The following is a 24,329-nucleotide window of genomic DNA, read 5'->3' as shown; positions in this document are numbered from 1 at the left end:
TTATTCCTTTCTTCCTTCTTCCTTCTTCCTTCTTCCTTCTTCCTTCTTATTAACTGCTTTAAAGGTGAATCGGGATGGTCGCCAATCATTCACAATACGGGTTTCCGAGAATGCCGCCATCGCTACAATTGCGACAATATCAGCAGGCGGCGGTTGATAATTGGTTCGCCAATCAAGGACGCGGTACGCTGAAGATGGCGACGGGTAGCGGCAAGACAATTACTGCACTGGCGATCGCCACTGAATTATACAATAAAATTAACCTGCAAGTCCTGCTTGTAATTTGCCCGTACTGCCACTTGGTAAATCAGTGGGCGCGCGAATCGGAGAAATTTGGTTTAAAACCTATTTTAGCGTTTGATAGCGCCCGCAGTTGGCAGAATAAGCTGGCTGCCGGTTTGTATGAAGTGCGATCCTCTTCGAGGGCTTCGCTAACGGGCGAGCGGGCATTTCTGACAATTATCACAACTAACGCTACATTGATGTTGGATAGCTTGCAGTCTCAACTGCGCTATTTTCCCGAAAAAACCCTAATTATTGGAGACGAAGTACACAACCTAGGCGCGCCCCGTTTAGGAGAAAGTTTACCGCGTAACATTGGACTGCGCCTCGCCCTTTCCGCCACCCCAGAAAGACATTTTGACGAACAAGGAACCGAATCTATTTTAGATTATTTCGGCCCAGTCTTGCAGCCGGAACTCACCTTAGCCGATGCCATCCGCCAAAAAGCATTAGTACATTACTTATACTATCCGATTTTAGTAGAATTGACCGAATCCGAAACCCGCAAATATGCTTACTTAACTAAAAAAATTGGCTGGGCGTTGGGCGCCGAGGAAAAAGTAGAAGAAAACGATACTTTAACGACTTTATTAATGCAGCGAGCTCGGTTAATTGGGGCGGCTGCTAATAAATTAACAGCCTTGCGAGAATTAATGATCCACCGTCTCCACACAGCCCATACATTATTTTACTGCGGTGACGGTGCGATCGAAGCAGGTGCGCGCCGCAGCAACCACCGCCAACTCACAGAAACCGCAAAATTATTAGGTTCAGAATTGGGCTATCGAATTAACACCTATACAGCGGCGACTCCCTTAGCCGAAAGAGAAAGATTGCGTCAACAATTCGAGAGTGGAGAATTGCAAGGTTTAGTCGCGATTCGCTGCTTGGATGAAGGCGTTGATATCCCCGCAATTCGTCATGCTGTAATTTTAGCAAGTAGCAGCAATCCGCGCCAGTTTATTCAGCGCCGGGGACGAATCTTGCGGCCGCATCCGGGGAAAGAAAGGGCAACTTTATTTGATATGATAGTTTTGCCTCCTGATTTGGGTCGAGAAAGCTTAGAAGTTGAGCGCAATCTGCTGCGAAAAGAATTGAAGCGGTTCTTGGAATTTGCCGATTTAGCCGACAACGCTGGGGAAGCTAGGGTGAAATTGCTGGAAATTCAGAGGCGTTATGGATTGTTAGATATTTGACATTTATTCAGGTTCGGTTTATCTTAAAAAGATAGAATTATTCGATCGCGGTTTGAGTTCCTAGCTTAGTTTGCTTGCGCGCGCAGACCTCAAAAACCCGCTTTTTCCCTAAATTTCTCGTTTCTCGTCACAAAAATCGTAGAAACCGGGTTTCTTTGTAAATTTCTCGTGACAGGAGAGCAAAACTCGTAGAAACCCGGTTTCTCACCCCATGCGTAACCCTCTAGTTTTTGAATTTGGCAATAAAACAAGTTAATCCACTTAATTAAACGTCAAATTGAGAGGACTCAAAAGCTAACTCTATAAACATTTTTCCTTCTTCCTTCTTCCTTCTAATTATGAATGAAAATCTGGTTGTGGCTTTTAGATATTCAGATAGTGCGATCGCACCCGTACCGATCGCCATTTTAGCAGAAAAGCGTTCTGGTTACCACACTGACAAAGACTTGAGCGACGTACAGCAACCAATTACTAGCGCCACACCGGAAGTTAGACAAATTATCGAGCGCGTATTGGAACTTGAAAAAGATAAGCTGTATATGAAAACTCCCCGCTATATTACGGATGAGATTTTGCAAATCATTAAGGAAGCAATTGTATGAAATTAATGTCAATTGTTCTCTGCAATTTTCGGCAATTTTACGACCAAACTCCCGAAATTAAACTTGCTTGGGGCGCGCAAAATATTACAATAATTCACGGGAATAACGGCGCCGGAAAAACAGCTTTAATGAACGGCTTTACTTGGGTGCTGTACGAAAAATTTAGCGCAGCTTTTGCGGTTGGAGAGCAATTAGTCAACAAACGGGCTATTGCGGAAGCAAAAAATGGCAAAAAAGTAGATTGTTGGGTAGAAATTATTTTTGAACATGACACAATTAGGTACAAAGTAAGACGTGCTTGTCGCGTTTATAAAAGTGATGAGAATCTCGAACAAAGCAAAAGCGAGTTATTCCTACAAATAGCAAAAGATGACGGGCGTTGGATGCCATCGCCGCAGCATCCAGACGATATTATCGGACGCATTTTGCCTGAAAGTTTGCATCAATATTTCTTTTTTGACGGAGAGCGAATCGAGCAAATTGTCCGTCACGACAAGAAAGCAGAAATTGCTGAAGCTACCAAGGAATTGCTGGGAGTAGAGGTATTGACTCGCTCTATCCGACATCTGGGAGATGCCAAAAAGTCTCTAGAAACAGATTTAAGACAGATTGGCAATTCAGAAATTAAGAAACTTTTAAAAGAAAAACAAAAATCTCAAGAAGAAGCAGACAAACTTTCGCAAAAACAACTAGAAATCGAGCAAGAGTTGATTAATCAAGGTGAAGTAAAAAAAGCAGTAAGCGGTAGTTTGCTAGAACTCAGCGGTGCTGCGGAGTTGCAAAAGTTACGCAATGAATTAGAAATGCAGCAGACTTTATTTAAGCAAGAAATTGCCCGCTGTTTAGATGCTATCAAACGAGAGATTTCTGTGCGCGGTTACGCGATGTTTTTATCCGATGCGGCGGCGGAATTTGAAATTATTGTCGGGGCGTTGCGGGAGAAAGGTGAGTTGCTTTCGGGAATTCAGCGCCCGTTTTTACAAGAGTTATTGGCGCAGCAGCAGTGTATCTGCGGTGCTGAGTTAACCCCCCATTCTGTTGCTTGCGAAAATGTCATGGGTTGGATGGATAAAGCGGGTGCTGGAGATGTGGAAGAAACTACGATCCGAATTAGCGATCGCATAAATGAAATCGATCGCCAAATAGCTGATTTTTGGGATGAAATCGATCGCCAACAAAGCAATATCAGTCGCGGTAGATCCGAACTTTCTCGCGTGGAAAGCCAGTTAGACGACATTCACACCAAGCTAAAAAACTTCCCTAACGGCGATGTCAGCCGCTTGCAAAAGCGCTTGGATCAAATTGAGGCAAACATGAGCGAGTTGCACCGGGAAACAGGCTCTAACCAGCAGCAGATTGAGAGTTTGACAGCCCAGGTAGCCGCTTTTGACAAGCAAATCGACAAGCAGCAACTCAACGAGGAAAGGCAAGTGTTGGCCCAGCGCCGGATTGCTGCGTCTCAGGATGCGATCGATCGCCTAACAGAAGTGCGATCGCGTTTAGAAAAAGAATTTTGTTCTCATCTAGAAAAGCGAGTACAAGATATTTTCAGTCAAATCTCTTTTACTCCTTACATCCCAAAGTTAAGCGATAAATACGAACTAACCCTAGTAGAAAACACATCAGGAAAAGAATCTTTAGTCGCCGCCTCCACCGGAGAAAATCAAATCCTCAGTTTGTCATTTATCGGCGGAATTATTGAAGGTGTGCGTGAGTGGAGTCAAAAAAATACTTTGATGGGCCCCGATAGCAGTACGTTTCCGATTGTGATGGATTCTCCCTTTGGCAGTTTGGACGAGATTTATCGCAAACAAATCGCGAATAAACTCCCCAAATTGGCGAATCAATTAGTAGTTTTAGTGACTAAAACTCAGTGGCGGGGAGAAGTAGCCCAAGAAATGGAAACTTCCATAGGTAAGGAATACGTGCTGGAGTACAATTCTCCGAAACCTGATTGCGAAGAAGACTCGATCGACCTGGGCGGGATGCGCTATGCTTTAGTTAAGCGCAGTCCGAATGAATTTGAATATACGGAAATAGTAGAGGTGGATTATGGCTTCTAGTTCGGCAATTACGCAGGTTTTGGAAACGGATATTTGGGTTAAAGCAACGTGGGAAGAGTTTTTAGCCTTCGCTGATGATTCAACTTGGGAAAAGGGCAAGTTTTATTACTATCAAGAACACATGAGGGTAGAAATGTCACCAGTAGGGCCATTGCACGGGCACCAACATTCAATCCTTTCATCTGTAGTCAGTCTGTTTGCAACATTTAAAAATATCCGATTCGTGCAGTTTATTAATGCCAGTTTTAGGAAAGCCGGTATTAGTGAATTTCAACCATATATAGCTTGTTACATCGGTTCAAATTTGAAATTGCCTCCTAATGACAGCAATTCACCTGTTGATTTGAACGAATGCGATCCACCTAATTTAGTAATAGAAGTTGGTGCATCTTCTTTTAACGATGATTTAGGCAGCAAGCGGTTGCTTTACGAAGACGCAGGAATTAGCGAATATTGGGTGGATCGTGCGAATACACAGGAGGTTTTTGCCTTTGCAATTAATGATGGAGGTAGCGGCAGAATTCAACAGTCGCGGGTTTTACCTGGGCTGGAAATCGCGTTAGTTGAGGAAGCTTTGAACCGCAGTCAAACTCAAGATGATGGGGAAATAGCCCGCTGGTTGATTCAAACTTTTAATCAAGGTTGAAGGAAGTCTGATATGGAAAAAGAGTATCATAAGTTGGTGCGCGATCGCATTCCTGAAATTATTCGTCAAAGCGGGAATGAATGCGAGTTTGTGATTTTGTCCGATCGCGAATACCGTCAAGCTTTGCGCCAGAAGCTGATCGAGGAAGCGGCAGAAGCAGCAGCGGCTGATGACGATGATTTGCTGGCGGAATTGGCTGATTTGTCTGAAGTTATGGATGCGCTGATGCTGAGTTATGGCGTTTCGGGCAATCGACTTTTAGCCGAAAAAACCAAACGCCGGGAAGCCCGAGGAAGTTTCGCCCAAAAAATTATGCTACTACGAACATTCTAAAAATTATCTGCGTTAATCTGTGTTGCATCTGCCTCACATCTGCGGTTATTCTATCAATCAAAAACTAAATATTAATTCCCAATGGCTCCCAACAGAATTAGAATTGCTAAAGACAAAGCCGATTTAGTTAAATCCTTAACTTTATCAGATAACAAAAGCGGCCCTTTCCAGACATACGCCGATGTCATCGCCTTCGCCGCATCCCTAGGAAAAAAGCGAAAAAAGCGATCGCCCTTAGGGGAAATCTCCAAACGCGAACCCGGTGCGATCGACGTTGATATTTTTGTATCCAGAGGTTACGATATGGCAATTAAGCTAATTGCGATCGCCGAAACCAAAAATCCCCAAATTCTCTCCCATCTTGACGCAAAATCAGAGGTAGAACGCTTGCAAATTTTTGAAGAATATGCTAATGGCGGATTGGAAATATTGCGAGAAGAATTTCGGGGTGCGGCGGATTATACCGATCGCCTTTTGCTGTTCTTAATTTCTGAAAGGGATAATAAACATCGGTCAAATGAAGAATTCGATTTAAGCAAATTCTTATTTTAACTCTCAATGAAGCACAAACCAACAGATATCATCAACAGAATTTTCCAGCAATCAGTAACAATTCTCGCTTACAGCTACTCAGTATTTATTATCTGCTATTTCATTCTCAAACTAATCTTTTGGGATCGAATCTCAATTATTGCCTTAATTAGCACTTTTGTACCCTTAATTTTATTTCCTGTTTTCCTACTTCCCATCGTCGGAGTCTCAATTATCAAGAAAAAATGGTTCACCATTATTTCTATGATATCCTGCATTCTCCTCATAAGTTGGCTGCACCTAAAATACTTTTCTCCCGCACCAACTAACATCACAAATACCCAGCCCAGCCTCAAAATATTATCGCACAATGTCGGCTGGTATACAACACAGTCACCAACGTTAGTTAAACTAATTGAACGCCAAAAACCCGACATTATATTTTTACAAGAAATCGTCAACAAACATACTAAAAGAGCTTTCACCTGGTTAAAACCAGACTACCCCTATCAAATTGGCATTCCCCCAGTAGGAATTCTCAGTAAATATCCCATTATATCCAGCGAAATACTGCACTTAGCCGGCCATCCAGAAACGCAACAGCGCGCAATTATTAAATTCAACCAACAAGAAATAGTCATTTATAATATGCAAGCCACCGGGCCCTGGTTTAAGGGATATAACATCTTACCTTTTCTCAAAATCCCCATTTACAAATATGGTATGCGAGCCCCAGAAATTCAAGATTTAGTGCAGCGAGTCGAGCAAGAAACTCTACCCGTAATAGTCGCTGGCGATTTTAACATGACAGACGAAACTCAAGATTACTACAATGTACAGAAAGTCCTGCAAGATTCTTTCCGAAAATCTGGATTTGGGTTTGGTTTTACCTGGCCTCATGGTTGGAAACTTAAATTATTAGTAAAAAGATCAAATTTTAAATTAAACTATCCCGTTTGTCGGATTGATTATATTTGGTATTCCCAGCATTGGGGTGCGAAATCAAGTTCAATTTTGAACGCCACCGAGTCCGATCATTTGCCTGTGGGGGCGGAATTGGTTTTGTTGAAGCCACAAAATAGTTAAGTAAAATTTAATGTATTAGTCAATTATTCCCTTGAGTTATATGTCAAAATAAATATTAGGTACAGTAATTAACCCCAATGCCTACTGCTGCCCAGCTAGAAAGTTTATATCGCATCTGCTATCAACTAACCTACACAATGCTTCAACCCATACATCTTGTTTGTGTTGACGATCGCACTCATAACATATACATATTGGCTGGGTATGACGAAGAGCTTGAGTTCCAAATTTTACCCAATGGGGAGTTTGCTGATGAGCCAAGTTAACTATAACGCAATGTCGAATACTGAATTGAAAAAGTATTTTCTCAGACATCGAGGGGATAGAGCCGCTTTTCAAGCCTATTTAGACAGAATCAATCAGCATCCCCTGAGGATTATTGCAAGTCCCGGCGATCCTGATTTTGATGAAAAAGTTCAAGCCGCAATTCGCCAAAAACTAGAAGCGGCAAGAAATAGTAGCAGTTAGCTATCTAACAATTAAAATACAGTCGATACTTGAAAATTTGTAATAACAAAAGGTAAACCCCATGCAAATTACCCTCACCATTCCTGAATATTTAGAACAGCAGCTTATTGATAAAGCTGGTAAACTCAACCTGCCGATCGAAACCCTAATTTTGCAATCACTGGGTCAACTATTTGAAGAAGACAAAGAAGATTTATCTAAAGAAGATATCCTCAACAGCCTCTTGATTGCGCTTCAGGAAGTAAAAGACGGTAAAGTTCACCCGATCGCAGAACTTTGGGATGGTATTGATGTCTGAATCACCAAGTATCCAAGTTCTGTTTGGCGATCAATTCAAGCGTCAACTCCGAACCCTCGCTAAGCGCTATCGCCAGATTCAAACCGACTTGCAACCCCTCCTACAGCAGTTGCAAGCAGGTGAATGTCCAGGCGATCGCATTTCCGGTACAGGCTACACTGTCTTCAAAGTAAGAGCCAAAAACAGCGACATAAGTAAAGGAAAAAGTGGAGGCTATCGCATTATTTATCAAGTCACATCTACCACTTGTTACATCTTGCTCATCATCTATGCTAAATCCGACCAAGAAACGGTTACTGTAGAAGAAATCAATGACATTATAGAGAGATTTAGTAATCAGCAAGAATCATAATCAAGCAATAACATTAACTCGACTAAAAAGTTATCTATCGTGCTTTTAAATCCCATAAACGTCACCCTCTCACTGCTAGCATCCGTAGAAAAAATTAGGTAAGCACTGGCGGCAATCCCACCTCTTTCGGATTCACAAACCTGCTATTAAAACTAACAGCCTTATCCTCAAAAGTTCTCGCTTGGGCCACAGCTTGCCGCAAATGAGCCCGATCCATATCGTCCTCAATTCCCGCAACCAAATAAACAATTAACTTCGCTGCTAAATCCCTGCCAGAAACGAGCATTCGCTTTTTATTGGGATCGTACAAAATCCCGTACCACGCCGACTCAGGATTCTCCATATAGCTAAATCCTTCATCCACATCATACCTGCGAAGTTTGTCGAAAATAGATTGCAGCGAAAGTTTCTTTCTAAATGCTAGAATTCCCAAAGCATTAGCTAAGGCAATTTGACCTACGGGACGAAACAAAATATTTCCCTCGCCACCAGGTTTCTCAAAACTAAATCGGCGCAATTCTGCTGTTTCTTCGCCGCTTTCAATTCTTTGATAGCTGGGCAAAGTTGCTAAATGATCGAACAATTCCTTAAACTCTTCGATTCCCTCTTTCAGTTCCTCATCTTCGGGACGCATGGGAATCAAACCTTTTCTTTCTGGCTTCCAATGGGGGAATTTATGTTCTAAATACCGTTCCGACATATCTTGCAGCGCTTGCAATGTGGTCAACACCGTTGATTTGGCTGCGACTGTCGCGCTGTCCCAATTAACACGGGGATTTCTGTCTTCTTGTTCCTTTAATAAGGGATGGGTAACGGCAATTTTGCGGGCGCAGATAGCAAATCCGTTATCTTCGTTTAATAATGCTAGTTGTCCTTGACTCAGCGTTACCGCCATCAGGTTAACGTGCACAAAGATCGATCGCACGCGCCGTTGTGCTTGTTGCCGCGTTTCCCCCGCCACAGCCGCCGGGATAAACTCAATCCCGATTTTTTCGTGAGCTAATTTATACACTGTTTCGGGGTCAATTTGATACTCTTGGGCCAAATCTTCGAGAGTAATTGCATCGCCGACTGGTTTTTTGTTTTTGTTGTATCTTTGCAGGATTCCGGTTTTAATTAAACTCATTAAACCTTGCACTCCCATCAGCCGGTGCTGACCGTCTAAAGCAAAAATTGAGACTTTTTGAGATACATCTAACAGCCCTAAATTCTCATTTTTATCAAAGGATGTGAATTCAGCGGCTGATTTAGTTGCGACGCCGTTTTTATCCCATTCTTCAGCGTGGGGATTGTCTACCCACGGAGGGCTGACGACTACTAAAACTGCGGGGAATTTGTGGGATTTTCGGGCGGCTAAATATTGAGTGAGGGCGGCTTGGCGCGACCAATCTAAGGGGCGCTGAATAATTTCGTCAATAGTTTCATCGTCGCGGACGATGTTGTTGGTTTGGAGGTCAAATTTTTGCCGGAAAAGTGGCATTTGCGAGGCAAAACGCACGCGGGAATCTAGCCATTCTAGCGTGACTGAACCGATGTAAGCTTCGCTGTTTCCCATCTGGGTTTTTTGGACGAAAATGCGATCGTCCTTTCCTAAATAATTGTCTAATAACAGCGCGATTTCCTGTCTCTCGCGCTTTTCTTTTTCCAAAAATTGAGTAGCGAGGTCAGCCGCTGGATTGGTAGTCATTGGCAGTTTTTATATAATTAGGCTATGTTTCCAAAAATATCATGAGTTAAAATTTATGTCAACTCTTGTTTTTTAAAAATATTTGTGAAATACTGGAGTTGTTAAGTTATGGAGCTAAAACTACATACCATAATCTGTGCAAACTGTCAATACTTTATCTAAGCCGCAGATCGAGAATTACGATCGCCCTGGCTCGATATTTATCTGCGGCTTCAGAAAAAAATATGCTTACTCCTTCCTTTGAATACATTTTGCCGGCGATCCGGGGAATTCAAGCGGGCCGCGAATATTACGTATCGATGTGTCCGGTGCGTTTTTTGCCCAAATTCTTCCCCTTAGATGCTGAAGAATTGCCGCCGTCTCTGCGGGCGAAACGCGCGCTTAACAGGGCTAGGATTCCTGAAATTGCCGATTATTTTGTCAAAAATTCTGGAAATTACACTTGTGGGGCGATCGCTGCTTCTATTGATGCGGACATTACTTTTGAAGCAGTGGGAAATCTGGCGGAAGAACGGAAAATCGGTCGCTTACGAGTGCCGATGGATGCTAAGTTTACTATTAATGACGGACAGCATCGGCGCGCGGCTTTTGAAATGGCTTTGCAGGAAAATCCGCAGTTGGGATACGAGACGGTGGCGCTGATTTTGTTTCTCGATATTGGCTTGGAAAATTCGCAGCAAAAGTTTGCCGATTTGAACAGTTTTCAAGTTCCTTTGGAGTCGTCGCTAAGTCTACTGTACAACCACCGGGATGATTCGGCTTTGGTGTTGAAGGCGGTTGTTAAGCAGGTTGAGGTTTTCCGGTGTTTGACTCAGATGGAGAAGGGGAGTCTGAATGGGCGATCGCCCAAATTGTTTGCGCTAAGTGCGATCGATCGCGCTATGATAGCTTTGCTGTCCAACATCCACAGCAGCAAACAAACCAAACCCCCTCGTTACCGCGCCACAAAACAGGAAAAAGAGGCAGAACTTACTCAGCAAATACAACAAGCGGTTAGTTATTGGAACGCAGTTAGCAATTTTATTCCAGATTGGCAATTAGTTCTGCAAAAGCAAGTTGCAGCGGCGGAAATCCGCCGGGATTCCGTGCACTGTCATAGTGTTGTACTGGAGAGTTTGGGGGAAGTTGGGGCTGCTTTGCTGTCGGTTTTTTCTGAGAGTTGGGAGGAACATTTGAGCCTTTTGCAGCAGGTTGATTGGTCGATTTCCAATCCTGATTGGGAGAGAGGATTTTTGGTGAAAGGGGGAATTTCTAAGTCGAGGGCGAGTGTTAATTGGATGACTGATTATTTGAAAAAGCGGCTGGGCTTGGAAACCGCAGATACACCAGAGGCGCCACGCCCGTGATACACTAAAATATGTGACTTTAATTAAAATAGCGTCGAAACGGTTCTGCAAGAATGCCCAAAATTTGGTCTATCTGAGTAATAAAATATTCAGTCAAATCAATTTTCAATAACTGATTTTCTAGGATGAGAAATTTCCAGTTAGTTCCCGTTGAAACTGCTCCATAAATCGCCGATTGTTCTTGCCCTTTGCGAGCATTAAATAGCTGAGCTGCTGCCATCTGAGCGGCACACTGTCCCAATCCGATTCTAATATCGTTGTCTTTGGCTTCGACTAATGTCAAAACTGGGGCATTCACCAATGATTGATTGCTCGACGCACTCAGGAGAAAGTCACAAGCTCCTGTTAATCCTTTGCTCTCTTCTACGTTAAATGTATTGCCGGAAAAGTAGCCAATTTTGTTGTTGAAAGTGCGCCGTATTTCTAGTAAAATGGGAGTAATGATTAATTCCGATCGAGCTTTTTCGGTGCTGATACTTGAGGCTAAGTCTAAAGCCTCATCCAGAGTTTCCTTGAGACGTTCTGAAGGTGCGATCGGGGTAATTTGGCTAAATAAGTGGGGAATGTCTTCAACGGTTAGATCCAGGGTTGACACGGCTTGGTCGATGGTTTTGAAGTCGCTGTAGGACATATTTGATTTGGGGGTGGAAAAGGTAATTTTTTGAACCGTAGATTTAGGTATAGCTATGTGGATAATATTAGTTAAATCCATCCCAACTCGTTTTTTGCTGCCTCAACCGCTACTCTTACAGCGCTAGCACTTGCTGATATTTTGTACGATTTATTTTTTTTAGGGCTAGGGTTAGACAAAACAACATTTCCCTCCCAAAGATGACTTTTTCTAGACCAATCTAGTTGTGCCAATTTCGATATTTGTTCATTTTCAAAATCTTGGCTATCGGCGTCATAGGTACAGTGTAGCAACCGACCTAAAATTTCTAGTCCTACACTTCTACCTAAGATACAATCTTCCTGAAACCGCTCGACATTTTCAACTCTCAAGTCTTCAACTCTGGTTTCTGAAAAATGTTTAGTATGACTGCATTGTGAAAAAAAGTCATTGAGACGTACAGCCAAAGTATGTGATACTTTGGCAACTTCATAATCTTTAAGTTCATTACTTGGAACTTCAGTAAACGCGCAACTCACAAATCTGGCTATAAAATTCATTGTGTATACAAGTTTCTTTTTCCGATCGGGAGTCTGATTGATTTTATCGGTTTTACCATTAAAAATTAACACCTGTTCAACTAAGCTTTTGGTAATACCAACCACACCTTCAAATTCACCAAATGATAAAAGCAACGATTTATCCAGTTGTCTTGTCTGCGCCATATCTCTAAAATCCGCCTGACACTGGTTAAAATCATTCTCTAAAACCAGCGTTATCGGAAAATCATTATTACCTATTAACTCGCCGTCAGCACTTACAATTAACTCGTGAATAGCTCGCTTGCGATGCTGTCCATCAGTAATATCTAACTTGACTCCACGAGGAATCACTACTAGACAAATCCCCCGACCGAGTTCTATAATTTCAATCTTTTGAGGATCGACATTTGCTGTCAGTGTTCCCAAAATCCAGGGTTGATCGTTTCTAGCGCGCTTCAGAATATATTGTTTTACTTCCTCAGCATGACCCGTTACCTCTGGGCGATTTTTACCAGAATCAGGATCGTTACCAGTTGAGGGTTGTGCTTGGAGGAGGGTAGGCAAATCATCAGCCGGGATATTAATTTGCACCATCTGCCGCTTCCCCTGCTGAAAAGTTAGCCCTGGATAGCATTTCTGACGGTGGTACTTGGCAAAGTAAGGCTCTAGGAATTCATCAATTCCCGGCTTTGGATTGAACTGATCAGGGTTATTGTCAGACATATTATTTTATCAAACTTTGGTATAATGATCATACATCACCAACCATAGATATGTAAACCAATCAGCGAGAATATTGTTCAAACAGGCAAACAACAAATCTTACAATAAACTTTTAGCGATGATTATATTGTATTCTATAATTTTAATATTGATACGAGGAGATTTTAACCGTGATACAAACTCAACAGATGTCATTACTGCCGGGTCGCACCGTTACAGAATTAATAGAAGACATAGAATTGCTAACTGAGGAAATCCAAGAGTTATATTGTCTGGATGACATTCCTTGGGTAATTGGATATAGTGGTGGCAAAGATTCAAGTGCGGTATTACAGCTAATTTGGAATGCGATAGCTAAACTTCCACAGTCCAAGCGAACCAAGAAAATTGATGTCATTACAACTGACACTCTGGTAGAAAATCCTATCGTATCTGTATGGGTTCGCAAGTCTATTAAGCAAATGAATGTTGCTGCTAGAGAACAACAAATGCCGATAGCTACTAATGTGCTACAACCAGAGTGGACAGATACTTTTTGGGTAGGTTTGATTGGTAAAGGATACCCAGCACCAAGAGGTAAGTTTCGCTGGTGTACCGATCGCCTAAAAATCTCTCCATCTAACCGTTTTATTCGCAATATTATCCGAAGTAGCGGTGAAACTATACTTGTCTTAGGGACTCGTAAAGCTGAAAGCACAAAGCGTGCTCATAGGATGAAAAAAATGGAAGCCAGACGGGTACGCGATCGCCTAAGTCCTAATATGAACTTACCTAACTCTCTGGTTTATAGTCCTATTGAAGACTGGCGTGATGATGAAGTTTGGCTCTATCTGATGCAGTGGGACAATCCTTGGGGATACAGCAACAAAGATTTGTTCAGTATGTATCGGGGTGCTAGTGCTGATAATGAATGCCCCCTAGTTGTCGATACTTCTACCCCTAGCTGTGGCAGTTCTCGTTTTGGGTGCTGGGTATGTACAATGGTTAGCCAGGATAAATCGCTAACAGCAATGATTCAAAATGATGAAGAAAAAGAGTGGTTGCAACCTCTACTAGATTTCCGTGTAGAATTGGATGTTGAAGATAGTCGCGATCGACGTGACTTTAGGCGGCGTAATGGCAATGTCCAACTATATGAACGCAATTTAGAGGGTGAAAAATCTATTGAGCCGATTCCAGGCCCCTATAGTAAAGAAGCGCGCGATCATTTATTGAGGCGACTTCTTTCTGTTCAAACTGAAATTCGTTCTAAAGCACCAGAAGAAATGCGAGATATAACTTTAATTTCCCCGGAAGAACTTAGCGAAATCCGCCGTATTTGGCTAGAAGAAAGACACGAATTTGACGACAGTCTGCCCCGGATTTACGAAGAAGTCACGGGGGAACCTTTTGTAGATTCCCGTCCCGCCGCCGAAAGGAAACTCCTAGGTAGCGACGAATGGACTGCGATCGCAGAAATTTGTAGCGATGACGAAATGCACCTCGAATTGATGGCAAAACTCCTCGATACAGAACGCCAATACTACACAAAACCCCGCCGTACAGGCATTTACGCGGATTTAGACAAGTGTTTTGAAACCAGTTCGCGATCGCAGGATGAAGCCATTGGTAACGCCCATTATCAACGAAATTTGAAAAAAGCAGTCGAAGATGTGAAAGCAAATCCGGCCCTGAATATTCAGCAAGTCAAAAGTGCGATCGCCCAAACCAACACTTCCGCCAAAAACGATACCGTCGATATTGCCAAACTCAAACAAGAACTTGAAAGCAGCAGCAATCAAGGGAAGCAGCTATCTTGGGCGGATATCAAATATTCTACTCCCGATGTAGCAGAGGGAAAGAGTAAAGATTAGGACGAATAGGGCGATCCTCTTCGTTGGCGTAGCCCCCGTAGGGGCGGGCTTCGCTAACGAACTTTTGCGCTTCCCCCCAAGTCCGCCGGGGAATCAATTCCCCGTCTCATAGCCAAAGTCGGTTAAAACCGACTGCAAAACCCAGATTAAGTCATGGTGAATTTCAGTCCTCTTTGAGAGGACTTTCGCTATGAGACAGGGGTTTTTAACCCCTGGCGGACTATCGGACTTGCGGATTGTCGAAGTATGGGACTCGCGAGTTATCGGACTATGGGACTCGCGAGTTGTCACAGAGGTGTACTAACAAGCTGCCCCTATGGTAAAATAACCTGGTTAATATATAAGAAAAAAATCAAAAAGTCACACAAAAATAAGGGAACATATTTATGGCAATGTGGCGGCTGTACTATCATTTAGTTTGGGCAAAAAAAGAGAGGCAACCTCTGATATCTCCACAAAAAGAAACAGAACTTTACCATTATATCATCGGCAAAGCGGACACCCTCAATTGCATCGTCCACGCTATCGGTGGTACAGAAAATCACATCCATTTAATAGTTTCCATTCCTCCGACACAATCAATCGCTGAATTTGTGAAAAATATTAAAGGTAGCAGCAGCCATTATCTCAATCAAATTCGGCAAAATCCCAATAGATTTGGCTGGCAAGAAGGATATGGAGTATTCTCTTTAGGACAAAGACAACTTGAACAAGCAGTCGCTTATGTTATCAATCAAAAGGAACATCATTTGCAAAACACCGTAAATTCGCATTTAGAACAAATCACCGATCGAGACGATCGCCCAACTCCTTGGTATCGGAGTCCGCCGGAGAATTAACAGATAGATCAAACTCTCGCATTTATCCACAAGTCCGCCGGGGAATCAATTCCCCGTCTCATAGCGAAAGTCGGTTAAAACCGACTGTAAAACTCAGATTAAATCATGGTGAATTTCAGTCCTCTTTGAGAGGACTTTCGCTATGAGACAGGGGTTAAAAACCCCTGGCGGATTATCGGAATCGCGGATTATGAGACTCATCAAAAAATTCTCGCGTTCGCTATCAAACTCACCAACTCACCAACTCTTATCACATCTCGACAACATCTACAATGCAATTCCTCGAACTCGTACTCAAAAACTTCGGCCCCTACGCAGGAACCCAAACTATCAACCTCCGCCCCGAAAAAGACGGAAATCCCTGCCCAGTAATCCTATTTGGCGGCATGAATGGCGGCGGAAAAACCACCCTCATGGACGCGATTCGCCTCGCCCTCTACGGCGGCCGCGCCCAATGTTCCACCAGAGGCAATTTAAGCTACAGCGACTTCCTCAATCAATCCATCAACCGACACACTCCTGCATTAGAAGATACCCGCGTCGAACTAACCTTTGAACAAGTCCAAGACGACAAATTAACTCAATTCAAAATTGTTAGATACTGGAAAAAACTCGACATTAAAGATAGCCTCAGCGTTCTTATATACAGTGAAATAGTCAAGGATTGGTGGTCGGACAAAGCGGTCACAAACACCTGGGACGAATATATCGAAACCCTTTTACCAGTCGGAATATCCAACCTATTTTTGTTTGACGGTGAACAAGTAAAAGAACTCGCCGAACTCGAAACGCCTCCCGAGTTTGTCGTTGGGGCGATTAAATCTCTGTTAGGCTTAGAATTAGCAGAACGCCTCGCTGTCGATCTAGAAATATTAGCCAGTCGCAAGCGCAAAGAAATTGCGGGAAAAAAAGATTTGGCAGCTTTAGAAAAAATTGAACAAACTTTTCAGGAAATTACTGATAAGAAACAATTGGCGATAGAAAAACGAGGTAGCCTTAAAAATGAATTCGATAAAGCTGAAACAAATCAGAGACAAGCATCAGACAAATTTATTTATCAAGGCGGGAAAATTGCGGCCGATCGCAGTCAACTAGACATACAACTAAACAACTACAGAGATCGGGCAGAAAAAACTCGTCAATCCCTGATGGAATTGGCATCAAATACGCTACCGCTAGCCCTAATTTCACCCTTGCTAAGTGCAGCGAAAACCCAAGCCGAAACCGAAGCCAGCCAGCAGCAAGCCAAGATTGCCCAAAATGTTATCAAACAAAGCAGCGATCGCCTTCTCAACTATATCGCCGAAATCTCCTTAGATCCCCAACAGCTAGATAAAATTCAAGACTTCATCCGCCAAGAAAATGACAATCTGCAACAGCAAGCCGGAACCGACACCCCGCCGTGGATCGACGCTAACAACGAGAACATCCAGCAACTAGAAAACCTCCTCGGGTATCACATCAAAGCCCAGCAAACTCTCGCCGCCCAACAAATAGCAGAAGTCACAGACATCGAAACAGAAATCGATTTCACAGACAGACAACTAGCCGCCGCAGCTTCCCCTGAAGCCTACGAGAAACTAGAATCAGAAGTCAGGAATGCTCAAAAAGCAGTCGCAATCGCAGCCGCAGCTTTGGAATCAGCCGATCGCCGTATCGACGAATTAGACAAAGAATTAGCCAAAACCCAGAAAGAACTAGAAAGCTACAGTAGCGAATATATTACCATCCGAAACAGCCAACACGTCATCGCTTCGATCGCCAAAGCGCAAGATACCCTCAAACTCTTCAAAGAAAAACTCACTCTCAAAAAACTCAACAAACTCGAAATAGAGATTACCGACTGTTTTCGCTACCTGTTGCACAAAACCGACCTGGTGCATAGAGTGGCGATCGACACTGACACATTTAGCCTCTCGATTTACGATCCAGAAGGTAAACCAGTACCCAAACACCGACTTTCTGCTGGGGAAAAACAACTGCTGGCGATCGCCTTTTTGTGGGGATTAGCCAGAGTATCCGGGAGACAGTTACCAGTTGCGATCGACACTCCCCTGGGCCGCCTCGACTCCTCCCACAGAAACAACTTAGTTGAAAAGTATTTCCCCTCAGCCAGCCATCAAGTCATCCTGCTTTCTACGGACACGGAGATTAGCCAAGTAGAATATGATAAGTTGCAAGAATTAGAGGCGATCGCCCACTGCTACCTTCTCAACTATGACTCGACAAAACGGCAAACTACCGTCGAACCTGGTTATTTCTGGTAATAAAAAATCGCGCAAAAATTTTTCGTAACCCCCTTGACTTTCACCGGGAGCTGCGGTATGATTTATATCATAATGGGATGGTTGCGAAAATTTTATTTTTGCAACCATCCCATTATATTAGGATATATCCTACTAAAATCACAATACCAAAAAACGTTCTATTTATCAAGCCCGCGCCCTGTAAAAATTTGTAAATTTTGGTTTTCCAACTCAGTTAAAAAAACGTAAATTTAGAGGCTGAGCTTCCTAGATATTAACACCGTTGACAAAATATCCAACAACTCTCAACCTATGGAACCACCAGTCGATCGCATTTGCCTCTCTCAAACAGCCAAAGAGCAACTATCTAAACTCAAACGATCGACTAAAATCGATCGGTGGAACGTTCTGTGCAGGTGGGGATTTTGCCGATCGCTCGCTGAACCCAGCATACCATCCCCAGTTCCGATTCCCAGCGACAGCAATGTGGAATTAAGCTGGGATGTTTTTGGTGGCGATATGGCCGATATTCTGATAATTGCGCTCAAGCAGCGGTGTTATCAAGATAATTTGGGTACGGAAAAGGAAACTCTCGCCAAACAGTTTCGCCTACACTTGCATCGAGGTATTGGCTATTTAGCTGGCGATCCGAATATTAAGAAGATTGAGGATTTGGTGGCGATCGCTCTTTCGCCTGAGAAATTGAGAAATTAAACGAACCACAGGCGAGACGGCTGTTCCACAAAGGAAGAGAAGGGAACGGAAGAGTTTACAATTTATTTGGGAGTGCGATTAGTGTTAATTGTTGGCTGTCCCGGCGGAGAATTTTATGGCAAATCACAAATTTGACCTGATAAAATAGCGGTTGGAAGGAAGTAGATGTTTGAAAGTAGTAGTTGAGGAGTTCCATAGGGCAGTTGTTAAATTCGATGATTTAACAATAGGGAATTGCTTGCGATCGCAGTTACAGCTAACTGTCACTTCCTCCACCGACTCGATCGCCCTCAAGCCCCAAAACTCTCAAACCGTTACTAAATCAAACATTTACCCGATCGGCATCTCTGCATTCCCCAGCCTAAAAGCAGACAATTCCACAACTGTACCAGTAATGCAAACGGTTCGTAGTGAGGACTTTAGTCCGCATCAAAGAAAGGACTAAAGTCCTCACTACGAACCTCACTTAAGCAAAAGCGGGAAAAAATGCCCAACTGGCCCTTGGCCTTCGCCAATATCTAAAGCATATTTCAGAGCAGTAGTAACATAATTCTTTGCTAATGTTACCGATGTAAACAAATCTTTACCTAAAGCTAAATTAGCGGCGATCGCAGCGCTCAATGTGCAACCAGTCCCGTGAGTGTTCGCAGTATCAACAGTCTCGGTTTTCAAGACATCCAACCGCGTACCATCAAACCACACATCAATTCCCCGCAAATCTCCCGCCATCCCGCCACCTTTGACTAAAACAGCTTTCGCGCCCGATCGATAAATCTGTTGCGCCGCCGCCTTCATATCATCTAAACAAACAATCTCTAAACCGCTCAAAATCTCAGCCTCAAACCGATTCGGAGTCACGACAGCCGCCAATGGAATCAAATTATCCCGCAAAAATGCGATCGCCCCGTCATCAATCAGTCGATCGCCCGATCGCGATACCATCACCGGATCGACAACCAAATTCCCTATATTCAAACTCCGTACCTGCGCCGCCACTACCACCATAATTTCCCGGTTTAGCAGCATCCCAGTCTTCGCAGCCTGCACCCCAATATCCCCAACCACCGCCTCAATTTGAGCAGCCACAGCCTCCGCAGCCATTGCATCCACCCGCGTCACACCCAAAGTATTTTGAGCTGTCACGCAGGTTAAAGCACTTGTACCGTGGACGCAGTGAAACGCAAATGTTCGCAAATCTGCCTGAATCCCGGCTCCGCCACCGCTATCAGAACCCGCGATCGTCATTGCAACTGGTATTATTAATTTCTTGGTTTCTGGCATAATGATCTAAAAAAGTAACAACCATCGAAATCCCAAATTTGATTTAATTTTTATGGTTTGATTTCAACAATTGGTTCAGTCATTCCCAGAAATTTTTGTGCTTGTTCGGTGATCCCAAATAGGCGATCGCCATGACAAAAAATTTCCCAAGCCCGAACTCCCATAAAACCAATACCTGCAACCGCCAAAGGCATCGCAGCCGCACCTAAAACCCCAGCAATGGGGGGAAATATCATACAGAGTGTTAACAAAATTCCTGTGATTATACCGCCAGCAATACCAGCTTTAGCAGTGGCCGTGGCGACTTTTTCGACTAACTCTGACTGGCTAATTTTGCCTTCGACGCACAACAGCGAGTTTTCTAAGATCGAAAATACTAACTCAATTACTGCTGCTGCGATCGCCCCTTTAACTGCGGCCCCAACAATTTCGGCAACTGCTGCTTTAAAAGCCGCATCCGCTAAAACTTTCTTGGCGACTGCTAATTCTTCCGCAGTCATATCTGTACCACCACGGGCGCGATTCACCCAAAAATATTCAAAAATCCCGTTAGCAGCTTCGCTTCCGCCTCCATTGGAGTGGGCTTTAATGTGACTCCAATCTTTATCTTGACAAAAATTGCGAATTGCTTCCGGGCCTTGGGCGCGAATTTGGGCGGGGATGGATTCAAATACTTTTGCTGCTTCTTGCACGTTTCGCATCCCGTCGCGCACGCCAGCCCTGGCAAATTTGAATTGCAGATTTTTGGGCAGATTCTCAAAACGGATGTTGTGCGCGACTTTAAAAGCTTCTTCAGTGGCGATCGCCCCAGCGCTAACAATTGAACTTGGTGCTGATTGTACCCAGGCTGTTACTACAGTTGCACTTTCTTGAACTTTAGCAGCCATTTCGTTCGCTAAGTTTTGAGTATCGACAACAGTTTCTTGCAGTTTAATAGTTAGGAATTCTAGCGGATTCTGGTTAATTTCCATTTTGAGCCAGCTTGTATCGTTAATAATAATTCAATTATTCTGACTATAACATTCCTATCACGTGGCACAGGCGTCTCGCCTGTGGCTGCATCTCTAGTTCAAAATTCCCCAACCAAATTAGCTATAATTAAAATTAAGGTAAAGAATTATTGCAAACAACTATGAAACTCACCCGCATCGACCTCAACTCCTGGATCTTCCACATCGCAGGCCAAACTATCTTAGTCGATCCCTGGCTAGTCGATCCTCTCGTATTTTACGGTCAACCCTGGCTGTTCACCGCCTACCACAATACGCCCGTCGCCTTTACTCCCAGCACCTTACCGCCGATCGATCTTATCCTCATTTCCCAAGGCTTAGACGACCACTGTCACAGACCAACTCTCGAAAAGCTCGATCGCACAATTCCCGCGATCGCCTCACCCACCGCCACCAAAGTCCTCAGTAGTTTAGGCTACACCAATATCACATCTTTAGCAAATTGGCAAGAGTCGAAATTTAAAGAAATATTACAAATCACCGCCGTACCCGGAGCCGAAATCCAGCCGGGACAAGAAGAAAACGGCTATCTACTCAAAGATTTAAGCAGTGGCGAGACACTTTATTACGAACCGCACCTACCGCCGCTAGAAAAAGTCAAACAGAAAATAGACACCGTAGACGTAGCCATCACCCCCGTCATCGGTCAAATCTTCCCCTTTCTCGGACAAATCATCATCGGCCCCAAAGAAGCCCTGAAGCTGGCCCAAGCCCTAAAACCTCGGTTTTTTCTGCCTACAACCACAGGAGATATCCGAGCCACAGGTATATTACCAATGTTGGTAAAGTCGATCGGCAGTATCCCCGAATTTCGCGATTTATTAGCAAAATCGGGACTCTCCACCCAACTCCTCGAACCCGAACCCGGACAAACCCTAGAGATTTTAGATTTTAGATTTTAGATTTTAGATTTTTTTGATTGGAGATTGCAGATTGCAGATTATTTAAATCGCATCTGGCATCCACCATTCCACATCTCAATTGATTTTAGATGGGAGATTTGAGAGCAATCCAAAATCCCCAATCCAAAATCTCAAATCCAAAATCTCAAATTATTTGCTTGGGCGGCGATTCCGCAAAAACTCAGGAATATCCAATCCGAAATCCTGCGGTTTTGCTTTTGCATCCTGTGGCTGTTGAGCTGGAGTCACCGGCACAGTTGCAGCCCGCCAAGGAGCATTAACATTTTGCGTGCGCGAAGCCTGAGACGATGAGATCATTTCCCCGGAAAAACCAGTAGCGATCACAGTAATCTTAATTTCGCCCTGAAGCCGCTCGTCAATCACTGCTCCAAAAATAATATTGGCATTGGGATCTACAACTTCGTAAATCGTCTCAGCCGCCGCATTCACCTCATGCAGCGTCATGTCAGTACCGCCAGTGATGTTAAACACGACACCTCTAGCGCCCTCAATAGACGAAGCTTCCAGCAGTGGCGAAGAAATAGCCTGCATTGCAGCTTCCCTAGCCCGCGACTTGCCAGATCCCACGCCGATACCCATCAAAGCTGAACCCGCATCCGCCATTACAGCCCGCACGTCAGCAAAGTCAACATTCACCAAACCGGGAATTGTAATAATGTCAGAAATACCCTGAACCCCTTGGCGCAGGATATCGTCAGCAACTCGGAAAGCTTCTTGTACGGGCATTTGTTCCGAAATAACCGACAGCAGCTTGTCGTTGGGAATCACGATCAGCGTATCCACCCGGCTTTGCAAAGCGGCGATTCCTTCTTCAGCTTGGCTGGTGCGCCGCCGTCCCTCAAACGTGAAAGGCCGCGTTACTATGCCCACAGTCAAAGCGCCCATTTCCTTAGCCACTTCCGCCACAATCGGAGCCGCGCCCGTGCCCGTACCCCCGCCCATGCCGGCCGTGATAAACACTAAATCGGCGTGATTCAAAGCATTAGCAACTTCGTCGCGAGATTCTTCTGCTGCCTTTTGTCCGATCGCCGGATTGCCGCCCGCGCCCAAACCCCGCGTCAATTTTTGGCCTACTTGCAAGCGTTTCGGAGCATTTGACAGCACCAGAGCTTGGGAATCGGTATTCACGCACCAAAACTCGACGCCAGAAACCTCGCTCGCAATCATCCGGTTAACTGCGTTGCCGCCACCCCCGCCGACGCCAATTACTTTAATTTTGGCGGCACTGCTGGGCATTATGTCTTTGGGATTGACCATAGGATCTATATCAATACTATCTACATTTACATAACCAGACTTGCGTCTAAACGGATTGGCGGAATCGATTGCCACCGGAAAATTTTTTACTTCTTCCGAAGGGGGACTGTCTTGGTCAGACCCCTGACTATTATTAAGCTTCATTAGAGTCGGGGATGGTAGATTACAGCTTTTTAACTTAACTAAACGCCAATTCACGATCAACTATAGGCGATCGTTGCGCGAAAAACTAACATCGGTCGAGGCTCAATGTTAGCAATCTCCGATTTGGCCGGTGTTGCTCGCCCCTACCTCGTCGATACTCAATCTAGGTGCTTGTGCAGAAGGTACTTCTGGGCAAGGCAAAAGGTAAAAAATGGCTGCTAGCCCCGGACGCATTGGGATGGAAAGAAAAATCATAATTTTTTTTGCCGACGCGGATCGGTATCAAAAAAGTGTCCTTATTTCCAGCCCTGCGTATTGATGCCCAGAGGTAAAAATTTTGCGCCCCGACGATCGATAGCTTCTGCCCTTGACGGAGACACTGGCTCAATTGGTGCCCGGAGTTGGTGCGGGAGTTGAACTCTCCAAACTAGGGGGGGGTTCTGGCAAGTGGACGATCGGGGCAGCAGGATTTTTCAAGTCAATGTAGGCTATTTTGCTTGAATCTAGCTGTTTTGGCAATTGTCGCATTCGGTCTAAAACCTGAAGTTGCGAAGCCGTCTTAGAACTGTACGGCCCTAAGTGTACCGTACCGATCTCTGTTTTCAAGATCAAATTATTTGGGTTTTGCCAATCTATCTCGAACACTTTTACCGTCAAGCCACTGAGTCCTTGGTAAAACTTCGCCCAAGAGGCGCGATACTGTTCCAAAGACCCAATAACTTTTAAAGTTGGCAAAGAATGCTGAGGCTGCGTTCCCTGAGCGCTGCCTGGAACGATCGAACTATTCTGCGATCGCACAGCAGCATAACTATCCGACGGCATCCAACCTCCGCGAGCATCCAGCCACCCCACTTTTTCCTTGTCGCTAGATTTCAACACCGCCGTCGGCTGCGCCACCGCCACCGGCAGCCGTTCTACCACTTCTACAGTCAAAGAAGGCGGAAACAAGTTGCGAGTCACCTTCGCTTTGGCGATCGGCCCCGTTGACTCCAGCTTTTGCGCCAGGGTCTGAGGTTGAATCCCCCACAACGACTGCGGGTAAGACAGCGGTACCAAAGAGCGCACGGCCTTGTCCGAGAGCCACTGATTGCCCTCTACCTTTACTTGTTCCGATCGGGCAATCAACCAAGCTGGCTGTCCAATCCACCACAGCAAACCAGCAGCCATCGCCCCCGCTGCCACCGTTTGCCACACCACGGCCGCCGAGCGAGCGCGACGAATCCGCCGCAACTCTTCGCGTCTGCGCCCTAACTCTGTTTGAGAAACTGCTCCAAAACTAGCCATCTACACTCTTGAC

Annotated in this window: 25 protein-coding genes; 18 read left to right on the top strand and 7 right to left on the bottom strand. The window is 44.4% G+C overall.

Features of this window, described 5'->3' with window-relative positions; translation table 11 throughout:
* Positions 1-110 precede the first annotated feature (110 nt).
* The 11 genes from QZW47_RS22305 (at position 111) to QZW47_RS22255 (ending at position 7,857) form a co-directional block, all read left to right on the top strand.
* The gene (locus QZW47_RS22305) at positions 111-1,478 is read left to right on the top strand and encodes a DNA phosphorothioation system restriction enzyme (protein ID WP_366930917.1); all 1,368 of its coding nucleotides are present in this window, start codon (positions 111-113) and stop codon (positions 1,476-1,478) included.
* A 338-nt stretch (positions 1,479-1,816) separates the two neighbouring features.
* Positions 1,817-2,080, top strand: coding sequence for a hypothetical protein (locus QZW47_RS22300; RefSeq protein ID WP_293131549.1), 264 nt, complete (start codon positions 1,817-1,819; stop codon positions 2,078-2,080).
* Positions 2,077-4,143 carry an AAA family ATPase gene (locus tag QZW47_RS22295; protein WP_293131546.1) on the top strand — a complete coding sequence of 689 codons (2,067 nt, stop codon included), beginning with the start codon at positions 2,077-2,079 and terminating at the stop codon, positions 4,141-4,143. Before QZW47_RS22300 ends, QZW47_RS22295 begins: the two co-directional genes overlap by 4 nt.
* Positions 4,133-4,789, top strand: a complete 657-nt coding sequence (locus QZW47_RS22290) for a Uma2 family endonuclease (RefSeq protein ID WP_293131543.1) — start codon at positions 4,133-4,135, stop codon at positions 4,787-4,789. Before QZW47_RS22295 ends, QZW47_RS22290 begins: the two co-directional genes overlap by 11 nt.
* Positions 4,790-4,801: 12 nt before the next feature.
* Positions 4,802-5,122, top strand: a complete 321-nt coding sequence (locus QZW47_RS22285) for a nucleoside triphosphate pyrophosphohydrolase (RefSeq protein ID WP_293131540.1) — start codon at positions 4,802-4,804, stop codon at positions 5,120-5,122.
* An 81-nt stretch (positions 5,123-5,203) separates the two neighbouring features.
* Positions 5,204-5,674: a DNA phosphorothioation-associated protein 4 gene (locus tag QZW47_RS22280; RefSeq protein WP_293131537.1), complete on the top strand. Its 471-nt coding sequence runs from the start codon at positions 5,204-5,206 to the stop codon at positions 5,672-5,674.
* 6 nt (positions 5,675-5,680) lie between these two features.
* Positions 5,681-6,739 (top strand): endonuclease/exonuclease/phosphatase family protein, encoded by a 1,059-nt coding sequence (locus QZW47_RS22275; RefSeq protein WP_293131534.1) that lies wholly within the window; start codon positions 5,681-5,683, stop codon positions 6,737-6,739.
* Between the two features lie 77 nt (positions 6,740-6,816).
* Positions 6,817-7,005, top strand: a complete 189-nt coding sequence (locus tag QZW47_RS22270; protein WP_293131531.1) for a hypothetical protein — start codon at positions 6,817-6,819, stop codon at positions 7,003-7,005.
* Positions 6,992-7,207, top strand: coding sequence for a hypothetical protein (locus tag QZW47_RS22265; protein ID WP_293131528.1), 216 nt, complete (start codon positions 6,992-6,994; stop codon positions 7,205-7,207). The genes QZW47_RS22270 and QZW47_RS22265 overlap by 14 nt, the downstream gene beginning before the upstream one ends.
* A 61-nt stretch (positions 7,208-7,268) precedes the next feature.
* Positions 7,269-7,505, top strand: coding sequence for a hypothetical protein (locus QZW47_RS22260; RefSeq protein ID WP_293131525.1), 237 nt, complete (start codon positions 7,269-7,271; stop codon positions 7,503-7,505).
* The gene (locus QZW47_RS22255) at positions 7,498-7,857 is read left to right on the top strand and encodes a type II toxin-antitoxin system RelE/ParE family toxin (protein ID WP_293131522.1); all 360 of its coding nucleotides are present in this window, start codon (positions 7,498-7,500) and stop codon (positions 7,855-7,857) included. The genes QZW47_RS22260 and QZW47_RS22255 overlap by 8 nt, the downstream gene beginning before the upstream one ends.
* Positions 7,858-7,951: 94 nt before the next feature.
* Here the strand turns inward: QZW47_RS22255 and QZW47_RS22250 are convergent, their stop codons facing one another.
* Entirely contained in the window at positions 7,952-9,544 is a 1,593-nt protein-coding gene (locus QZW47_RS22250; RefSeq protein ID WP_293131519.1) for a DGQHR domain-containing protein, read from the bottom strand.
* A 224-nt stretch (positions 9,545-9,768) separates the two neighbouring features.
* On the opposite strand from QZW47_RS22250, the gene dndB reads away from it, so the two are divergent.
* A complete protein-coding gene (gene dndB / locus QZW47_RS22245; RefSeq protein ID WP_293131517.1) occupies positions 9,769-10,890 on the top strand; it encodes a DNA sulfur modification protein DndB in 1,122 nt (373 codons plus the stop codon).
* A 19-nt stretch (positions 10,891-10,909) separates the two neighbouring features.
* On the opposite strand, the gene QZW47_RS22240 is transcribed toward dndB, so the two are convergent.
* Both QZW47_RS22240 and QZW47_RS22235 read right to left on the bottom strand, forming a co-directional pair.
* Positions 10,910-11,521 carry a hypothetical protein gene (locus QZW47_RS22240; protein ID WP_293131515.1) on the bottom strand — a complete coding sequence of 204 codons (612 nt, stop codon included), beginning with the start codon at positions 11,519-11,521 and terminating at the stop codon, positions 10,910-10,912.
* Between the two features lie 71 nt (positions 11,522-11,592).
* Positions 11,593-12,765 (bottom strand): DNA sulfur modification protein DndB, encoded by a 1,173-nt coding sequence (locus QZW47_RS22235; protein WP_293131513.1) that lies wholly within the window; start codon positions 12,763-12,765, stop codon positions 11,593-11,595.
* A 188-nt stretch (positions 12,766-12,953) separates the two neighbouring features.
* On the opposite strand from QZW47_RS22235, the gene dndC reads away from it, so the two are divergent.
* From dndC to QZW47_RS22210, 5 genes are all read left to right on the top strand, one after another.
* Complete coding sequence (gene dndC / locus QZW47_RS22230) at positions 12,954-14,618, top strand: DNA phosphorothioation system sulfurtransferase DndC (RefSeq protein WP_293131511.1); 1,665 nt, start codon at positions 12,954-12,956, stop codon at positions 14,616-14,618.
* 386 nt (positions 14,619-15,004) lie between these two features.
* Positions 15,005-15,457, top strand: coding sequence for an IS200/IS605 family transposase (gene tnpA / locus QZW47_RS22225; RefSeq protein ID WP_293131509.1), 453 nt, complete (start codon positions 15,005-15,007; stop codon positions 15,455-15,457).
* A 272-nt stretch (positions 15,458-15,729) separates the two neighbouring features.
* Positions 15,730-17,724, top strand: coding sequence for a DNA sulfur modification protein DndD (gene dndD, locus QZW47_RS22220; protein ID WP_293131506.1), 1,995 nt, complete (start codon positions 15,730-15,732; stop codon positions 17,722-17,724).
* A gap of 291 nt (positions 17,725-18,015) precedes the next feature.
* The gene (dndE, locus tag QZW47_RS22215; protein ID WP_293131503.1) at positions 18,016-18,417 is read left to right on the top strand and encodes a DNA sulfur modification protein DndE; all 402 of its coding nucleotides are present in this window, start codon (positions 18,016-18,018) and stop codon (positions 18,415-18,417) included.
* A 169-nt stretch (positions 18,418-18,586) separates the two neighbouring features.
* Positions 18,587-18,862, top strand: a complete 276-nt coding sequence (locus QZW47_RS22210; RefSeq protein WP_293131500.1) for a hypothetical protein — start codon at positions 18,587-18,589, stop codon at positions 18,860-18,862.
* Positions 18,863-18,879: 17 nt separating this feature from the next.
* Here the strand turns inward: QZW47_RS22210 and thiD are convergent, their stop codons facing one another.
* Both thiD and QZW47_RS22200 read right to left on the bottom strand, forming a co-directional pair.
* Positions 18,880-19,698 carry a bifunctional hydroxymethylpyrimidine kinase/phosphomethylpyrimidine kinase gene (thiD, locus tag QZW47_RS22205; RefSeq protein ID WP_293131497.1) on the bottom strand — a complete coding sequence of 273 codons (819 nt, stop codon included), beginning with the start codon at positions 19,696-19,698 and terminating at the stop codon, positions 18,880-18,882.
* A gap of 50 nt (positions 19,699-19,748) precedes the next feature.
* Entirely contained in the window at positions 19,749-20,669 is a 921-nt protein-coding gene (locus QZW47_RS22200; protein WP_293131494.1) for a hypothetical protein, read from the bottom strand.
* A 161-nt stretch (positions 20,670-20,830) separates the two neighbouring features.
* On the opposite strand from QZW47_RS22200, the gene QZW47_RS22195 reads away from it, so the two are divergent.
* Positions 20,831-21,610 (top strand): MBL fold metallo-hydrolase, encoded by a 780-nt coding sequence (locus QZW47_RS22195; RefSeq protein ID WP_293131491.1) that lies wholly within the window; start codon positions 20,831-20,833, stop codon positions 21,608-21,610.
* Between the two features lie 150 nt (positions 21,611-21,760).
* Here QZW47_RS22195 and ftsZ read toward each other — a convergent pair whose 3' ends face one another.
* Together ftsZ and QZW47_RS22185 are read right to left on the bottom strand one after the other, a co-directional pair.
* Complete coding sequence (ftsZ, locus tag QZW47_RS22190; protein ID WP_293131488.1) at positions 21,761-23,032, bottom strand: cell division protein FtsZ; 1,272 nt, start codon at positions 23,030-23,032, stop codon at positions 21,761-21,763.
* Positions 23,033-23,416: 384 nt separating this feature from the next.
* Positions 23,417-24,316, bottom strand: coding sequence for an FtsQ-type POTRA domain-containing protein (locus QZW47_RS22185; RefSeq protein WP_293131485.1), 900 nt, complete (start codon positions 24,314-24,316; stop codon positions 23,417-23,419).
* Positions 24,317-24,329: the final 13 nt, after the last annotated feature.

Origin of the sequence: Microcoleus sp. bin38.metabat.b11b12b14.051 (assembly GCF_013299165.1) — a bacterium.
GTDB lineage: Bacteria > Cyanobacteriota > Cyanobacteriia > Cyanobacteriales > Microcoleaceae > Microcoleus.
This window is presented reverse-complemented; position numbering and strand designations above follow the sequence as displayed.

Bases quoted from the DNA above. Each gene is read 5' to 3' on its own strand.
- dndB (WP_293131517.1), top strand. From the start codon at position 9,769: ATGCTTACTCCTTCCTTTGAATACATTTTGCCGGCGATCCGGGGAATT.
- QZW47_RS22265 (WP_293131528.1), top strand. From the start codon at position 6,992: ATGAGCCAAGTTAACTATAACGCAATGTCGAATACTGAATTGAAAAAG.
- tnpA (WP_293131509.1), top strand. From the start codon at position 15,005: ATGGCAATGTGGCGGCTGTACTATCATTTAGTTTGGGCAAAAAAAGAG.
- QZW47_RS22260 (WP_293131525.1), top strand. From the start codon at position 7,269: ATGCAAATTACCCTCACCATTCCTGAATATTTAGAACAGCAGCTTATT.
- QZW47_RS22290 (WP_293131543.1), top strand. From the start codon at position 4,133: ATGGCTTCTAGTTCGGCAATTACGCAGGTTTTGGAAACGGATATTTGG.
- QZW47_RS22270 (WP_293131531.1), top strand. From the start codon at position 6,817: ATGCCTACTGCTGCCCAGCTAGAAAGTTTATATCGCATCTGCTATCAA.
- QZW47_RS22240 (WP_293131515.1), bottom strand. From the start codon at position 11,521: ATGTCCTACAGCGACTTCAAAACCATCGACCAAGCCGTGTCAACCCTG.
- QZW47_RS22305 (WP_366930917.1), top strand. From the start codon at position 111: ATGCCGCCATCGCTACAATTGCGACAATATCAGCAGGCGGCGGTTGAT.
- ftsZ (WP_293131488.1), bottom strand. From the start codon at position 23,032: ATGAAGCTTAATAATAGTCAGGGGTCTGACCAAGACAGTCCCCCTTCG.
- dndD (WP_293131506.1), top strand. From the start codon at position 15,730: ATGCAATTCCTCGAACTCGTACTCAAAAACTTCGGCCCCTACGCAGGA.
- QZW47_RS22195 (WP_293131491.1), top strand. From the start codon at position 20,831: ATGAAACTCACCCGCATCGACCTCAACTCCTGGATCTTCCACATCGCA.
- QZW47_RS22235 (WP_293131513.1), bottom strand. From the start codon at position 12,765: ATGTCTGACAATAACCCTGATCAGTTCAATCCAAAGCCGGGAATTGAT.
- QZW47_RS22255 (WP_293131522.1), top strand. From the start codon at position 7,498: ATGTCTGAATCACCAAGTATCCAAGTTCTGTTTGGCGATCAATTCAAG.
- QZW47_RS22285 (WP_293131540.1), top strand. From the start codon at position 4,802: ATGGAAAAAGAGTATCATAAGTTGGTGCGCGATCGCATTCCTGAAATT.
- QZW47_RS22280 (WP_293131537.1), top strand. From the start codon at position 5,204: ATGGCTCCCAACAGAATTAGAATTGCTAAAGACAAAGCCGATTTAGTT.
- QZW47_RS22250 (WP_293131519.1), bottom strand. From the start codon at position 9,544: ATGACTACCAATCCAGCGGCTGACCTCGCTACTCAATTTTTGGAAAAA.
- thiD (WP_293131497.1), bottom strand. From the start codon at position 19,698: ATGCCAGAAACCAAGAAATTAATAATACCAGTTGCAATGACGATCGCG.
- dndC (WP_293131511.1), top strand. From the start codon at position 12,954: ATGTCATTACTGCCGGGTCGCACCGTTACAGAATTAATAGAAGACATA.
- QZW47_RS22300 (WP_293131549.1), top strand. From the start codon at position 1,817: ATGAATGAAAATCTGGTTGTGGCTTTTAGATATTCAGATAGTGCGATC.
- QZW47_RS22200 (WP_293131494.1), bottom strand. From the start codon at position 20,669: ATGGAAATTAACCAGAATCCGCTAGAATTCCTAACTATTAAACTGCAA.
- dndE (WP_293131503.1), top strand. From the start codon at position 18,016: ATGGAACCACCAGTCGATCGCATTTGCCTCTCTCAAACAGCCAAAGAG.
- QZW47_RS22185 (WP_293131485.1), bottom strand. From the start codon at position 24,316: ATGGCTAGTTTTGGAGCAGTTTCTCAAACAGAGTTAGGGCGCAGACGC.
- QZW47_RS22275 (WP_293131534.1), top strand. From the start codon at position 5,681: ATGAAGCACAAACCAACAGATATCATCAACAGAATTTTCCAGCAATCA.
- QZW47_RS22295 (WP_293131546.1), top strand. From the start codon at position 2,077: ATGAAATTAATGTCAATTGTTCTCTGCAATTTTCGGCAATTTTACGAC.